The organism is Streptomyces sp. NPDC053542 (assembly GCF_044544685.1).
GTDB lineage: Bacteria > Actinomycetota > Actinomycetes > Streptomycetales > Streptomycetaceae > Streptomyces.
The window spans coordinates 44688-58424 of the sequence record NZ_JBITXL010000004.1 but is presented as its reverse complement, the minus strand read 5'-3'; the positions used below and the strand labels follow the sequence as shown (position 1 = coordinate 58424).

At 69.8% G+C, this 13737-nt stretch carries 13 protein-coding genes and 1 riboswitch; of the genes, 3 read left to right on the top strand and 10 right to left on the bottom strand.

Annotated elements, in window-relative coordinates; all coding sequences use genetic code 11:
* Window positions 1-122: 122 nt before the first annotated feature.
* From ACIGXO_RS11945 to ACIGXO_RS11935, 3 genes are all read right to left on the bottom strand, one after another.
* The gene (locus ACIGXO_RS11945; protein ID WP_399784049.1) at window positions 123-1151 is read right to left on the bottom strand and encodes an NlpC/P60 family protein; all 1029 of its coding nucleotides are present in this window, start codon (window positions 1149-1151) and stop codon (window positions 123-125) included.
* Window positions 1152-1465: 314 nt separating this feature from the next.
* Window positions 1466-2836: an NYN domain-containing protein gene (locus ACIGXO_RS11940; protein WP_399784046.1), complete on the bottom strand. Its 1371-nt coding sequence runs from the start codon at window positions 2834-2836 to the stop codon at window positions 1466-1468.
* Window positions 2837-2854: 18 nt separating this feature from the next.
* A complete protein-coding gene (locus tag ACIGXO_RS11935) occupies window positions 2855-3094 on the bottom strand; it encodes a hypothetical protein (protein ID WP_030256686.1) in 240 nt (79 codons plus the stop codon).
* A 233-nt stretch (window positions 3095-3327) separates the two neighbouring features.
* On the opposite strand from ACIGXO_RS11935, the gene ACIGXO_RS11930 reads away from it, so the two are divergent.
* Together ACIGXO_RS11930 and ACIGXO_RS11925 are read left to right on the top strand one after the other, a co-directional pair.
* A complete protein-coding gene (locus tag ACIGXO_RS11930; RefSeq protein ID WP_399784043.1) occupies window positions 3328-4035 on the top strand; it encodes a rhomboid family intramembrane serine protease in 708 nt (235 codons plus the stop codon).
* Window positions 4032-4313 carry an Lrp/AsnC family transcriptional regulator gene (locus ACIGXO_RS11925; protein WP_031056779.1) on the top strand — a complete coding sequence of 94 codons (282 nt, stop codon included), beginning with the start codon at window positions 4032-4034 and terminating at the stop codon, window positions 4311-4313. Before ACIGXO_RS11930 ends, ACIGXO_RS11925 begins: the two co-directional genes overlap by 4 nt.
* A 103-nt stretch (window positions 4314-4416) precedes the next feature.
* On the opposite strand, the gene ACIGXO_RS11920 is transcribed toward ACIGXO_RS11925, so the two are convergent.
* The 6 genes from ACIGXO_RS11920 to ACIGXO_RS11895 form a co-directional block, all read right to left on the bottom strand.
* On the bottom strand, window positions 4417-5826 hold the full coding sequence (locus ACIGXO_RS11920) for an aminotransferase class V-fold PLP-dependent enzyme (protein WP_399784040.1): 1410 nt from the start codon (window positions 5824-5826) through the stop codon (window positions 4417-4419).
* A 218-nt stretch (window positions 5827-6044) separates the two neighbouring features.
* Window positions 6045-6161: riboswitch (SAM riboswitch) on the bottom strand.
* A gap of 87 nt (window positions 6162-6248) precedes the next feature.
* Window positions 6249-7313 (bottom strand): anthranilate phosphoribosyltransferase, encoded by a 1065-nt coding sequence (gene trpD / locus ACIGXO_RS11915; protein WP_399784037.1) that lies wholly within the window; start codon window positions 7311-7313, stop codon window positions 6249-6251.
* Between the two features lie 158 nt (window positions 7314-7471).
* Window positions 7472-9112 carry a cytochrome bc complex cytochrome b subunit gene (locus ACIGXO_RS11910; protein ID WP_399784034.1) on the bottom strand — a complete coding sequence of 547 codons (1641 nt, stop codon included), beginning with the start codon at window positions 9110-9112 and terminating at the stop codon, window positions 7472-7474.
* Window positions 9109-10170: a Rieske 2Fe-2S domain-containing protein gene (locus tag ACIGXO_RS11905; RefSeq protein WP_399784031.1), complete on the bottom strand. Its 1062-nt coding sequence runs from the start codon at window positions 10168-10170 to the stop codon at window positions 9109-9111. Before ACIGXO_RS11905 ends, ACIGXO_RS11910 begins: the two co-directional genes overlap by 4 nt.
* Window positions 10167-10976 carry a c-type cytochrome gene (locus ACIGXO_RS11900; protein ID WP_399784028.1) on the bottom strand — a complete coding sequence of 270 codons (810 nt, stop codon included), beginning with the start codon at window positions 10974-10976 and terminating at the stop codon, window positions 10167-10169. The genes ACIGXO_RS11905 and ACIGXO_RS11900 overlap by 4 nt, the downstream gene beginning before the upstream one ends.
* Before the next feature lie 85 nt (window positions 10977-11061).
* Complete coding sequence (locus tag ACIGXO_RS11895) at window positions 11062-11682, bottom strand: heme-copper oxidase subunit III (protein ID WP_031056764.1); 621 nt, start codon at window positions 11680-11682, stop codon at window positions 11062-11064.
* Window positions 11683-11968: 286 nt separating this feature from the next.
* Between ACIGXO_RS11895 and ACIGXO_RS11890 the strand changes: the two genes are divergently transcribed.
* On the top strand, window positions 11969-12370 hold the full coding sequence (locus ACIGXO_RS11890) for a hypothetical protein (RefSeq protein ID WP_030256714.1): 402 nt from the start codon (window positions 11969-11971) through the stop codon (window positions 12368-12370).
* Between the two features lie 91 nt (window positions 12371-12461).
* On the opposite strand, the gene ACIGXO_RS11885 is transcribed toward ACIGXO_RS11890, so the two are convergent.
* The gene (locus ACIGXO_RS11885; protein ID WP_399784024.1) at window positions 12462-13709 is read right to left on the bottom strand and encodes an Ig-like domain-containing protein; all 1248 of its coding nucleotides are present in this window, start codon (window positions 13707-13709) and stop codon (window positions 12462-12464) included.
* Window positions 13710-13737: the final 28 nt, after the last annotated feature.

Genomic DNA, 13737 nt, shown 5'->3' with positions numbered 1-13737 from the left:
AGGTCACCGGCGAGGCGGTAAGTCAGCGGCGGCTGCCGCGATTCCCCCGATCGGGCGGCACGTTCGGACGTCTCCGGCGTGTCGGGCCGGCCGTCGTCACGCAGCGTCAGCCGCGTACCGCGTCAGACGCGGACGCCGTACATGAAGGGCATGTTGTCCATGGCCTCGAAGCGCACCGCGGCGCCCGGCTTGGGCGCGTGCAGCACCTGGCCGTTGCCCGCGTACAGGCCGATGTGGTGCAGGTCGCTGTAGAACATGACCAGGTCGCCGGGCTTGAGCTGGTCGCGGCCGATCTGGGTGCCGGCGGTCGCCTGCTCCTGCGAGGTGCGCGGCAGCGACTGCCCTGCCTGCTGGTACGCCCACTGGGTCAGGCCCGAGCAGTCGAACGAGGAGGGACCGGTGGCGCCCCAGACGTAGGGCGAGCCTATCTTCGTCTTCGCGGCGGCGAGGGCCGCGGCGGCCCGCTGCGAGCTGGGAACGGCCCCGCCGAGGTCCACGCGGCTGTTGGCGCGGTTGGCGCGCTCCTCCTTCGCCTGCAGCGCCGCGCGCTCCTTGGCGGTGAGGCTGTTGAGCAGATCCTGCGCCTTGGCGAGCTTGCCCTGGATCTCGTCCTTCTTCTCGCCCAGCGCCTTGCGGGTGTCGGAGAGGTCCTTGATCTTGCCGGCGGCCTCTTCGCGCTCCTGCGACAGGGTGCGCTGCTTGTCCGCGATGACCTTGAGCTGCGACGCCTGCTTGCCGCTCAACTGGTCGAGGGTGGACGCCTTCTCCAGGTAGGTGTCCGGGTCACCGGAGAGGAAGAGCTGTACCGAGGGGTCGATGCTGCCGCTGCGGTACTGGCCGGAGGCGAGGGAGCCGATGCCCTTGCGGAGCTTGTTCAGCTCCTCCTGGCCACGGGCGACCTTGTCCTGGAGGCGGTCGACCTCCTTCTGCAGCTTCTGCTGGTCCTCCTTGGCACCGTTGTACTTCTCGGTGGCCTGCTCCGCCTGCTCGTAGAGCTTGTCGACCTGGGACTTGACTTCTTCCTTGGTCGGCTTCGGGGCGGCCTGGGCGGACCCGGCCTGGGAGGAGAGCGCGACGGCCGCCGCTGCGGTCGCGGTGAACACGGTGACGCGAGTGCGGCTCGGCTGCTTGGGTCGACGGTGGGACGCCACGGGGGCGAGCTCCTTCTTCCTTCAGCCGCCTACCGGGTGGTGGGGGGAACTGGTCCCCGGCTCCGCGTGAACGGTGCGGACTCGGCGGTTCCTTCACTGTTCATCCCGGTTGGATGATCAACTGCATGAAGGCTCGGGGCTGACCTTAGTAACCGAGTTGTGATCGCTTCAAATCTTCACGGGAAAAAACTTGGCCACACGCGCATCCTTTACCAATGTGGCACCGCCCGTAGCAGGTAACTGACGCTCCGATACGGCCGGAAGGGCCGCGGAGTGTTCTATCCCACACCGTCCGCGCCGCGGCCGACGCCCGCTCAAGTGCGGGCAAGTCGCTTGAGGAGCAAGGCCGATGCCACCGGGCGGGCCCCCGCCTTCGCCACGCCGTCGGCCACTTCGCGGTCGGTGGAGACGACCACGACGGGACGGCCCGGCGGTTCGGCCCGTACCAGCTGACGAATCAACTCATCGGCCGTTACGCCCGGTTTGCTGAAAAGAACCCTTACGCCCCGCGGTGGGGCGAGCAGTACCGGCGCGGCCAGCTCGGCGCCGTCGAAGACACACGTCATCTCGGCGCCGGTCTGCGCGGCCAGTACGGCCAGCCCGCCCAGCAGCCGCAGCCGCTGCTTGTCCAACGGCATCGTCGGATAGCCGGTCTTGGTGACGTTGTAGCCGTCCACCACCAGGTGCGCCTGCGGCAGCGCCAGGAGCTGGTCCAGCAGCGCCGGATCCGTGTCGGACAGGGCGCGCGCCGCGACGTCCTTCGGGGTCATCCGGCCCGGCTCGACCGCGTCGACCGTGTCGGCGGGGTGGACGTTGGCCGGCGGCAGCGCCAGTTCGCGGCGGAGCCCCTGGGCCGCGTCCAGGACGGTGTCCAGAAGCAGTCGCAGGCGCATGTCCTCGACACTGCGCCCCTCCCGCGCGGCGCGGCGCCCCGCTTCGAGCGCCGATTCCGCCTCCGCGACCCGGGCCTTGAGCCGGCGCATCTCGCTGTCGGTGGTCGCCTTGTCCGTGGCCGCCGCGGAGCGCAGCGACTCGGTCTCGGCCTCCGCCTTGCGCGCCGCGGCCTGCGCGCGCTTCACGTCGCTGAGCGCGCTGCGCAGCTTGCGCTGCAGCACGTCGTTCTCCTTGCGCGCCGCTTCGAGGTCGCCTCTCGCCCGGTCGGCCTCCGCGCGGGACGCCGCCCGCGCCTCGGCCAGCTCCTCCCGCAGCCGGGCGAGCTCCCGCTCGGCCTCCTCGCCGGCCCGCACCTCGTCGGCACGCCGGACTTCCTCGCCCGCGGCGGCGACCAGCTTGGCCCAGCCCGGCGGGCGCAGAACGTACGCCGCCGCCGCGACGTCCTGCGGGTCGGCGGCGGCGGGTGGGTTGCCCTGCTGCAGGGCCTCGGCCAGCTCGGCCTGGGTCTCGCGCAGCCGGGCCGCGATCCGCTGCCGGAAGACCGGGTCGCTCTCCAGCGCCGCGGCCATCGCGTTGCCCGCGAACTTCACCCGCCGGGACGGTGTGAAACGGGCGTACTGCCGCAGCGGTGGCGGTAGTTCGGCGACCGTCAGGCCGCCGAAGGACTCCGCGGTGAGCGCCACGACACGGCGCCGCACGCCCTCGGGCAGGGGACGGTCGAGCACTTCGTCGGCCGCACCGGCCTCCGGGTCGCGCTCTTCCCCCTCATGCCCTGCTGGACGCTCCACCACTGCTGCACCGCTCCGATCTCAGGCGTCCGCGCCGGGGCGGTCCACCAGCTCGATCTGGTCGACCGCGTTGCACCAGCGGCAGCGGACGGACTCGATGCTCTCACTGAGCACCTCGCGCTCCTCGACCTTGGGCTCACCGGCCAGGTCGAGGTGGACGTACTCCACCACCTTGGACTGGCGGGTCACGTCGAAACGCGTGAGGTTGCCGCACAAGGTGCAGCGCCACCGGGTTTCGGCCGTCGGCAGGGGAACAGCCATTGTGTCGTCCTCTTTCGTCAAGCGTGGTGCGGTTGTGCGGTCTCTCGCGGTGCGCCGTCGAACTGCGGAGGTACGGAAAGTACTGCCCGTAACCCTACGGCCTGGTGGACGCCGGGTCCCGTCCGCGCCCGGCTGCTGGAACACGGCGAGGCACTCTGTCCCCTTTGTGGCTATTACGGCATGATCACTTCATGTCGGCCTCGATCCCGTCCCCGCGGACCGTGTTCTCTCGTATGACCAACATCCTCATCGGCATCTGCTGCGTGGTGTTCGTCATCGGCCCGGCCTCGGGGCTGAACGGGATACACGGCACGGGCGAATCGCTCCTGCAGGCGCAGAGCGCGTACTTCGCCCGTTGGGGCGTCATCCCCCGCGATCTGTGGAGCGGCGATCCCAAGGCCCTGCTCACCCCGCTCACCGCGCTCTTCGTGCACGGCAGCTGGCTGCACCTGCTGGGCAACATGCTCTTCCTCTACGTCTTCGGGGGCATGGCCGAGGCCAGGATGGGCCGGCTGCACTTCGCGGTCTTCTACGTCCTGACCGGCTACGTGGCCCTGATGGGCTACGCGGCGGCGCACGCCGAGTCGGGTCAGACCCTGGTCGGCGCGTCCGGATCGATCTCCGGCGTGCTCGGCGCCTTCCTCTACCTCTTTCCCCGCGCGCGGGTGACCAGCCTCTTCCCGTTCCTCTTCTTCCTGCCGCTGCGCTTCCCCGCCTGGGCGGTGCTGCTCTTCTGGTTCGTCCTGCAGTGGCTGGCGGCGCAGCGCGCGGTCAACGGCCCCGGCGTCGCCTACCTCGCCCACGTCGTCGGCTTCGTGCTGGGGTTCCTGTACGCCTGGGTCCGCTACCACGTCCCGGCCGCTCCACCGCAGGCCGCACCGGGGCTCCCCGGTAGGGTGGAGCCCACAGAACGGCCGACCGAGGGAGAGAGCCAACCGTGATCACTTCGATCGTGCTCATCAAGACCAGCGTGGACCAGATCCCGGAGATCGCCGAGAAGATCGCGGCCCTCGACGGCGTCAGCGAGGTCTACTCGGTCACCGGCGCGCACGACCTGATCGCGATGGTCCGGGTGGCCGAGCACGACGAGCTGGCCGACGTCATCCCCGGCCGCATCAGCAAGGTCCCCGGCGTAGCCGCCACCGAGACCCACATCGCGTTCCGCACGTACTCCCAGCACGACCTGGAGGCGGCCTTCGCGATCGGCTTGGACGCGTAGCAATCAAGCCCGTCCGGCGATTGAGGACAAGTCTGAAGGCGAACGGCCACCGGCCGGCAGCGGTCCCCCAGCAGGACCCCCACCGGCCGGTAATGCCCGCGGCTCAGCCGCGGTCGGGCACGCACCGCCCGTCCTCGGTCCGGTAGGACCACTTCGCCCCGGACCGCACGAGCTCCTTCACGGCCGTGACGAACCGCTCCACGTGCTCGTCGGGCGTCCCCGCCCCAAAGCTCACCCGGATGGCGTTCAGCGACCGCTCACCCGGCGCCCCTTCGGGCGCACCGCACTCGCCCGGGTCCTGCGGGTCGCTGCCCAGCAGCGTCCGCACGAGCGGGTGGGCGCAGAACAGCCCGTCCCGTACGCCGATGCCGTACTCCGCGGAGAGCGCGGCCGCGAAGTGCGAGCTGTTCCAGCCGTCCACGACGAAGGACAGCACGCCCACCCGCGGCGCGTCGTCGCCGAAGAGCGACAGCACCTTCACCTCGGGCACCTCGGCGAGCCCGGCCCGCACCTTCGCGATCAGCTGCTGCTCCCGCGCGACCAGGTTGTCGAACCCGGCCTCGGTCAGCGCCTTGCACGCGGAGGCGATCGAGTACACGCCGATGACGTTGGGCGAACCGGCCTCGTGGCGGGCGGCGGTGGTGTGCCACTCGACCGCCACTCCCCCGTCCTCGCGCCGCGCGACCGTCCGGCTGGCACCGCCGCCGGCCAGGTACGGCTCGGCGTCCTGCAGCCAGTCGGCGCGCCCGGCCAGTACGCCGGACCCGAAGGGCGCGTACAGCTTGTGGCCGGAGAAGGCCACCCAGTCCACGTCCAGCTCGGCGATGTCCACCGGGTGGTGCGGAGCCAGCTGCGCGGCGTCCAGCACGATGCGCGCGCCGTGCGCGTGCGCCGCGGCGGCCAGCTCCCGCACCGGCCAGAGCTCACCGGTCACGTTCGACGCGCCGGTCACGCACACCAGCGCCGGGCCGTAGGGCTCGCGCTCGGCGAGCGCCTTCTCCAGCGTGTCCACCGCCTGCTGCGGGGTCCGCGGGGCGTTCAGGTACGTCACCTCGACGTCCGCGCGCTGCTCCCAGGGCAGCAGCGACGCGTGGTGCTCGGTCTCGAAGACGAACACCCGGGTGCGCGCGGGGAGCACGGCGGCCAGGAGGTTGAGCGAGTCGGTCGTCGAGCGCGTGAAGACGACCTGGTCGGCGGCGCGGCAGCCGAGGAACTCGGCGACCGTCTGCCGGCTGTTCTCGAAGAGGTCGGTGGAGAGCTGGGAGAGGTACCCGGCGCCGCGGTGCACGCTGCCGTAGTACGGCGCGTACGCGGCCACGTCGTCCCACACCCGCTGCAGGGCGGGGGCGCTGGCGGCGTAGTCCAGCGCGGCGTAGGTGACCTCGCCGCCGGTGACGAGCGGGACGCGCACGTCGCTGCCGAGGACGGGGAGCGGCGCGGCGGCGGCGCAGGCGGGGTCGGCGTCGGCGGTGTCGGCGGCGAGGGCGGTGACGGTTTCAGGGCGCACGGACATGGCGAAGTCTCCCGGAGGCGTAAAACCGTACGAGACGTACGGAGTAGGCGAATGACACGCACGGAGCGTGGAAGAACCCGCGGGCGCGGACGGAAACCTCGTACGACTCGTACAGAGGGGCGCCACAGGCGGGGTGTGGGGAAAAAGGGGCCGACCGGCCCTAGCGCATTCGCTGCATCACGGAAGAGCTCCCTCGATAACCAGGATCCCTGGCGAGGGATCCGCGCTTGCCGCTGGCCTTGCTGCCTGCGGCCTGGTCATCACCCGGGGCACCCCGCCACGGACGGAGGGTTGCCGGACAGCAAGCCGGGGCCTCATCGCTGTCACTCGTGACCTGCCGAGAATCATGCCACACGATCAAGAACACGCAAGGCCCGTCCGGCATGCGGACGGGCCTTGCGTCGAAATCGGGCGAAACGGAACTACGCGTTCGACGCCGCCACCCACCGCTCCAGTACACGCTGTGCGGCCCCGGAGTCGATCGACTCCGCCGCCCTCGCCATCCCCGCCGCGATCTGCTCGTTCAGCGGGGCGTCCGTCGGGTCCAGGGCCACCAGGGCCGCCGCCGAGTTCAGCAGTACGGCGTCCCGTACGGGGCCCGTCTCCCCGGCGAGCAGTCGCCGTGCGACGTCCGCGTTGTACGAGGCGTCCGCGCCGCGCAGCGCCTCCACCGGCACCAGCTCGATGCCGACGTCGCGCGGGTCGAAGGGCACCTCGCGCACGGTGCCGTCCCGGACCACCCACACCGTGGAGGTGGCCGTGGTCGTCAGCTCGTCCAGGCCGTCGTCGCCGCGGAAGACCAGCGCGGAGGAGCCGCGCTCGGCGAGCACGCCGGCCAGGATGGGCGCCATCCGGGCGTCGGCGACGCCGGTGGCCTGCGCCGCGACCTTGGCCGGGTTGGTGAGCGGGCCGAGCACGTTGAAGGTCGTGCGGATGCCCAGCTGGCTGCGGGCCGGCGCGACGTGCCGCAGCGAGGGGTGGAACTTCACCGCGAAGCAGAAGGTGATGCCGGCCTCCTCGGCGACCTCCACGACCCGGCGCGGCGTCAGGTCCAGATTGACGCCGAGCTTCTCCAGGACGTCGGAGGCGCCGCTGGCGGAGGACGCGGCGCGGTTGCCGTGCTTGACGACCTTCGTGCCCGTGCCGGCCACCACGATCGAGGACATGGTGGAGATGTTGACGGTCTTGGCGCCGTCGCCGCCGGTGCCGACGATGTCCACGCTGCGGCCCGGCACCTCGATGAGGTTGGCGTGCTCGTACATCGCGCGGACCAGCCCGGAGATCTCCGCGACCGTCTCGCCCTTGGCGCGCAGCGCCACCGCGAAGCCGGCGATCTGCGCGTCGCTGGCCTCGCCGCGCATGATCCGGTCCATCGCCCACTCGGTGGAGTCGGCGGAGAGGTCACGGCCTTCGAGGAGGGCGTTCAGCACGCCCGGCCAGGTGCGGGCCGCCACGCTGCCGCCGCCATCCGGGGTCACAACGTTCATGGTCCACGCTCCTGGGTGAGTCAAAAATCTTCACAGCGAGCCTATCGGGCCCGCGGATACGCCGGAGGGCCCCGTCCGGTGCTCGGACAGGGCCCTCTGGGTGGCGTTCTGTGCTACGTGCTCGGGTTCACGGTGTCGGTACCGCTCCCCCGTGGAGATCAGTGGTGGCCGTGGCCGCTGGTGATCTCCTCGTACTCCTCCACCGTCGGCTTCGGAATGACGTTGTCCTCGCCGTAGAAGCTCTTGGAGAGCTTGGCGCGCAGCTTCTCCGAGCGCTTGATCTTGCGCCGGACGCCGTTCTCGTCGACCTCGGGGCCGAGCTCGAGCGGCTTGGGCTGCTCGTGAGCGGTGAGGGCGTGCAGCTGCTCCTGCGTGAGCGGCTCGTGCACCTCGATGAACTCACCGTGCGGCAGCCGCTTGATGATGCCGGACTCGCGTCCGTGCAGCACCTTGTCGCGGTCGCGCCGCTGCAGACCCAGGCAGATCCGCTTGGTGATGATGAAGGACAGCACCGGGCCCACGAAGAACGCGATCCGGACGAACCAGCTGATCGAGTTGATCGACAGGTGGAAGTGCGTGGCCCACAGGTCGTTACCACCACCGACGAGCATGACCAGGTAGGCGAAGAGCCAGGCCACACCGAAGGCGGTACGGGTCGGGGCGTTGCGCGGGCGGTCCAGCAGGTGGTGCTCACGCTTGTCGCCGGTGACCCAGGACTCGATGAACGGGTAGACCGCGATGGCCGCCAGGACCAGCGGGAAGACCACGATCGGGATCAGCACACCGAAGTTCACGGTGTAGTGGCCCGCGATGTTCCACTCCCAGCCGGGCATGACACGGATCAGGCCCTCGGCGAAGCCCATGTACCAGTCGGGCTGGGCGCCGGTGGACACCTGGTCCGGACGGTACGGGCCGATGGCCCACACCGGGTTGATGCTCGCGATCGCGGCGATCACCGAGATCACACCGAAGACCAGGAAGAAGAAGCCTCCGGCCTTGGCCATGTAGACCGGCAGCAGCGGCATGCCGACCACGTTCTTCTCGGTCTTGCCGGCACCCGGGAACTGCGTGTGCTTGTGGTAGAAGACCAGGATCAGGTGCGCCACCAGCAGGCCGAGCATGATGCCCGGCAGCAGCAGGACGTGCACCGTGAAGAACCGCGGAATGATGTCGTGGCCGGGGAACTCCCCGCCGAAGATGAACATCTGCAGGTACGAGCCGACCAGCGGCATCGCCAGGATGACACCCTCGATGAAGCGGACACCGGTGCCGGAGAGCAGGTCGTCCGGGAGCGAGTAACCGGTGAAGCCGGTGAACATGCCCAGGACGAACAGCAGGAAGCCGAACAGCCAGTTGACCTCGCGCGGCTTGCGGAAGGCGCCGGTGAAGAACACCCGCATCATGTGGACCATCATGCCGGCGAGGAACACCAGCGCGGCCCAGTGGTGGATCTGCCGGATCAGCAGGCCGCCGCGGACGTCGAAGCTGATGTCCAGCGTCGACTCGAACGCCTGCGTCATCCGGATGCCGTGCATGGGCACGTAGGAGCCGTGGTAGACGACCTCGGCCATGCTCGGGTGGAAGAACAGCGTCAGGTAGACGCCGGTCAGGATGATGATGATGAAGCTGTAGAGGCAGATCTCACCGAGCATGAAGGACCAGTGGTCCGGGAAGATCTTGCGCATGTTGGACTTGGCGAGGCTGTAGATGCCCAGCCGGCCGTCCGCCCAGTCGGCGATCCGCTCGCCCCGCGGCGCCTGGCCGCGGCGCGCGTTGGTCGCGCTCGTCTCGTTACTCATCCGCGCTCCCAGAAGCTCGGGCCGACGGGCTCCGCGAAGTCGCTGACGGCTTCGAGGTAGCCGTCCTTCACCGTGATGTGCAGCTGCGGCAGGGCGTGCCCGGCCGGGCCGAAGATCACGCGGCCACCGTCGGAAAGGTCGAAGGTGGACTGGTGGCAGGGGCAGAGCACGTGGTGCGTCTGCTGCTCGTACAGGGAGATCGGGCAACCGACGTGGGTGCAGATCTTCGAGTACGCCACGATGCCCTCGTGCGACCACTCAAGTTCCTGCTTGTCCTTGATGTTCTGCGGCTGGATCCGCACGAGCATCAGGGCGTCCTTGGCGATCTTCGAGTGGAACTCGTGGTCGTCCTCCTCCAGGCCCTCGGGCTTGGCGAAGGTGAGCGAGCCCACCGCGATGTCCTCGGGACGAAGCGGGAGGTTGGTGGACTGGTTGACCAGGCGGATGCCCTTCTTCCAGCCCGTGGTGCGGAGCTTCTTCTCCGGCAGCGGACCGAGGTCGCGCAGCAGCACCACACCGGACAGCGGCACCAGGGCCAGCGCGCCGAACATGGTGTTGCGGATCAGCTTGCGGCGGCCCATGCCGGACTCCGCGGCGCCTTCCCGGAAGTCGGCCATGACCTTGGCCTTGACCTCGGGCTCGGCCTCGATCGGGTGCCGCTCCTGGGCCACCTCGACGTCGGACATCAGCGTGCGGGCCCAGTGGACCGCGCCGGCGCCGATGCAGAACAGCGCCACGCCGAGCGTCAGGCCCAGCGCGAAGTTCAGCGCGCTGATGTGGCCGAGCGGCCAGACGTAGATGATCTTGTCGATCGGGAAGATCACGTACGAGGCGATGAAGCCGATCGTCGCGAGCATGGACACGACGAAGAACAGGGCCACGGTGCGCTCGGAGCGCTTGGCCGCCCTCTCGTCGATGTCCTGGATGCGGTGCTCGTGGGGGGGCAGGCCCGGGTCGGCGAAGGGGTTCTCCTTCGTCGCCACGTCACCGTGGGCGCCGTCGCGCCCACTGGGCAGGGTTTCTTCTGGCACGTCTGCGTGTCGTCCAGTCTCACTCATGACTTCTTGGCCTTCGCTGTCCGGGCTGCGACCCAGATGGCGACCGCGACCAGTGCGCCCAGGCCGAAGATGTAACCGAAGAGGCCCTCACTGACCGGGCCGAGACCACCGAGCTCCATACCGCCCGGGCTCGCGGTCTTGTCGCCGTTGACCTCACCGAGGTAAGCGACGATGTCCTTCTTGTTGGACTGCGAGAGGGAGCCGTCACCGAACGAAGGCATGTTCTGCGGGCCGGTCTCCATGGCCTCGTAGATGTGCTTCGGGTCGACCCCGTCGAGCGCCGGTGCGAACTTTCCGTTGGTCAGGGCGCCGCCCTTACCGGTGAAGTTGTGGCACTGCGCGCAGTTCGTACGGAACAGCTCACCGCCCTTGGCGATGTCCGCTCCGTCCTTGCTGTACTGCTCCTTGCCGGGCACGGAGGGACCGGCGCCGAGCGACGCGACGTACGCCGCCAGCTGGTCGATCTCGGCCTGGCTGTAGATGTTCTTCTTCCGCGGCACCTGGGCACCGGGCTGCTGCGCCGGCATACGGCCGGTGCCGACCTGGAAGTCGACGGCGGCAGCGCCCACGCCGACCAGGCTCGGGCCGTCGGAGGTGCCCTGACCGCCGGTGCCGTGGCAGCTGGCGCAGCCCACGGCGAAGAGCTTCTTGCCCTCCTTGATGGCAAGAGACTGGGCGGTGTCATCGGCCTGAGCCTTGTCCGCCGGCGCGAACGCGGCGTACAGCCCCCCAGTGACCGCCAGCGCGAAGAGTAGGACGACGAGCGCCGCCAGCGGATGGCGCCGTCGTGCGGAGAGCTTTTTCACGGATTACCCCGGTGTCAGGATCTTCTGCGTCGATGCTTCTGGTCTGTGTCTGTCTGAACTGCGGGTCCGGTCGGGACCGGACTACCTACTTGATCAGGTAGATCGTGGCGAAGAGGCCGATCCAGACGACATCGACGAAGTGCCAGTAGTAGGACACGACGATGGCCGCGGTGGCCTGTTCGTGGGTGAACCTCTTGGCCGCGTACGTCCTGCCCAGGACCAGCAGGAAGGCGATCAGGCCGCCTGTCACGTGCAGTCCGTGGAAGCCGGTGGTCAGGTAGAACACCGAGCCGTACGGTCCGGACGAGAGCGAGAGGCCCTCGTGCTTGACCAGCTCCGTGTACTCGAAGACCTGACCGCCGATGAAGATCGCACCCATGATGAAGGTGACCACGAACCAGGCCCGGAGCTTCTTGACATCGCCGCGCTCGGCCGCAAAAACACCGAGCTGGCACGTCAGGGAGCTGAGCACCAGGATCGTGGTGTTCGTCGCGGAGAACGGAAGATTCAGCGCATCGGCGGATTCCTTCCAGTAATCAGCTCCGGTCACCGATCGGAGGGTGAAGTACATCGCGAAGAGGGCCGCGAAGAACATCAGCTCGGAACTCAGCCAGATGATGGTTCCGACGCTGGTGAGGTTCGGCCGATTGACCGACGGGTGCGCGTGCCCGGTTTCTACTGCTGTTGCTGTCGCCACGACCGACATTATGTCGGTCGCTTATCTTGCGCTCACTCCGGGGGGTGCCGTTCGGTGTGTCAAGGGGGTGTGCGCTGCCCATACGGGCCGGCACCGGCTTCCCCCGAAGGGGGGAAGCACGCCTTCCGCGCAACCTGGGTGCCCCCGCTCCGACCAGTCCTGACGGGCCGTCGGGCGCACCTTTGATCCGTACGAACACTCCTGCACTTGCCCTTCCGGGCAGTAGCATCCGCTGAACGGGACCGGCCCCAGTGGTGCTCCCGTCGACGGTGCTCCCCAAAAGCGTGGAGGAACGATGCAGGCGACTGCCACGGTGCTGGTCTACAGCGATGATGCGGGCACCCGCGAGCAGGTGCGCCTCGCGGCCGGCCGGCGACCCGCCGCCGATGTGCCGCAGGTGGAGATTGTGGAGTGCGCGACACTCCCGGCTGTCCTCACGGCCCTGGAACAGGGCGGTATCGACGTCTGTGTGCTGGACGGCGAGACCGCTCCGGCGGGCGGCATGGGCGTGTGCCGGCAGATCAAGGACGAGATCTTCAACTGCCCGCCGGTGCTGCTGCTGATGGGCCGCCCGCAGGACTCCTGGCTCGCGACCTGGAGCCGGGCGGACGCCGCGGTGACCCACCCGGTCGACCCGGTGGCGTTCGCCGACGCGCTGGCGGGGCTGCTGCGCCGCCGCCTGCTCGCGCAGACCTGAGCGGTGCCGCGCGGCGCGGCTTGAGCATGTACAGCGCCCGCGTCCGGGCGAATGGCCCGGACGGGGCGCTGTGTGCCGTTCTGCGAGCCGCTCAGACCCGCGGGCGCAGTCGGGCAGCGTCGGCGGGCGCGGCGGCCTCCTCGTCGCTCCCGGCGCCGCTCACGCCGCCGCCCAGGGAGCTGCCGGCGCGCCACTTGTCCCAGGACAGGTTCCAGTCGCCGAACCCGTTGTCGAACGGCGCCATCCTGTCGCCCTTGCTGTTGACCACCTGGACGACGTCGCCGACCCGTACGTGGTCGAAGAACCAGTGCGCGTCGCCGGTCGACATGCCGGTACAGCCGTGGCTGACGTTGGCCGCGCCCTGCGAACCCACGGACCAGGGCGCCGCGTGCACGTACTCGCCGCTCCACGTGACCCGCGTGGCCCAGTGGACCGGCAGGTCGTACGCCTCCGAACTGCCCCGCGCGATGCCCACGGTGGTGCTGCGCATCCGGACGAACGGCTCCTTGCCCAGCACGGTCTTGATGCCGTTGCGGGTCTCGAAGCCGGCCTTGCCGGTGGTGACGGGCAGGGTTTTGATCACCTTGCCGTTGCGCCGGACCGTCATCCGGTGCGCGGCGGCGTCGGTGACCGCCACGACCCGGTCGCCGGTACGGATGCGCACGGGCTTGCCGGGTCCGCCGTACAGGCCCTTGGCGACCTTCAGGCCCTGCAGGTTGCTGTACGCCTCCACGGAGGCGTGCGCGGGCCAGTAGGAGCGCGGGCGGTAGTGCAGCGTCCGGTCGTCGACCCAGTGCCAGGAGCCCACCACGCGCGGGCTGCTGTCGACCTTCAGGGCGCCCTCCACGAGGGCCTTGGCGCGCGCGCCGTGCACCGGGCGGCTGAGCTCCGCGGTGAGCGGCTGGCCGACGCCGTACGTGCCGCTGTCGGGCCCGAAGGTGACCCGCAGCCGCCGGTCACCGCCGCCCTCCGTGGCCATCCGCAGTACCTTGCGGCCCGGCTTGCCGTCGCTGTCCTCGGTGCTGACCCGCACGGTGTAGCGGGTGCCGGCGGCGAGCGGCACGGTGCTGCGCCAGCGGGTGCCGTCGGCGGTCAGCCGGCCGCGGATGTGGCGCCCCGCGGTGTCCGTCGCGGTGACGTCCGTGATCCGCGCCTCGTCGCCCGTGGTGGTGACTTCCAGTGGCCGGTCGGGGTCGGCCTTCCGCTCGCCCGCCGGGGCGTTGGCCGCGATCTGGCCGGCCGCGTCGTAGGGCTGGGCTGCGAGCGGATCCGAGGTGGCCCCGCCGCACCCGGTGACCCCCGCCGCCAGGGGCAGCAGCAGGAAGGCTGAGCTGAGCACCGTCCGGGATCGTGGCATATGGCTCATA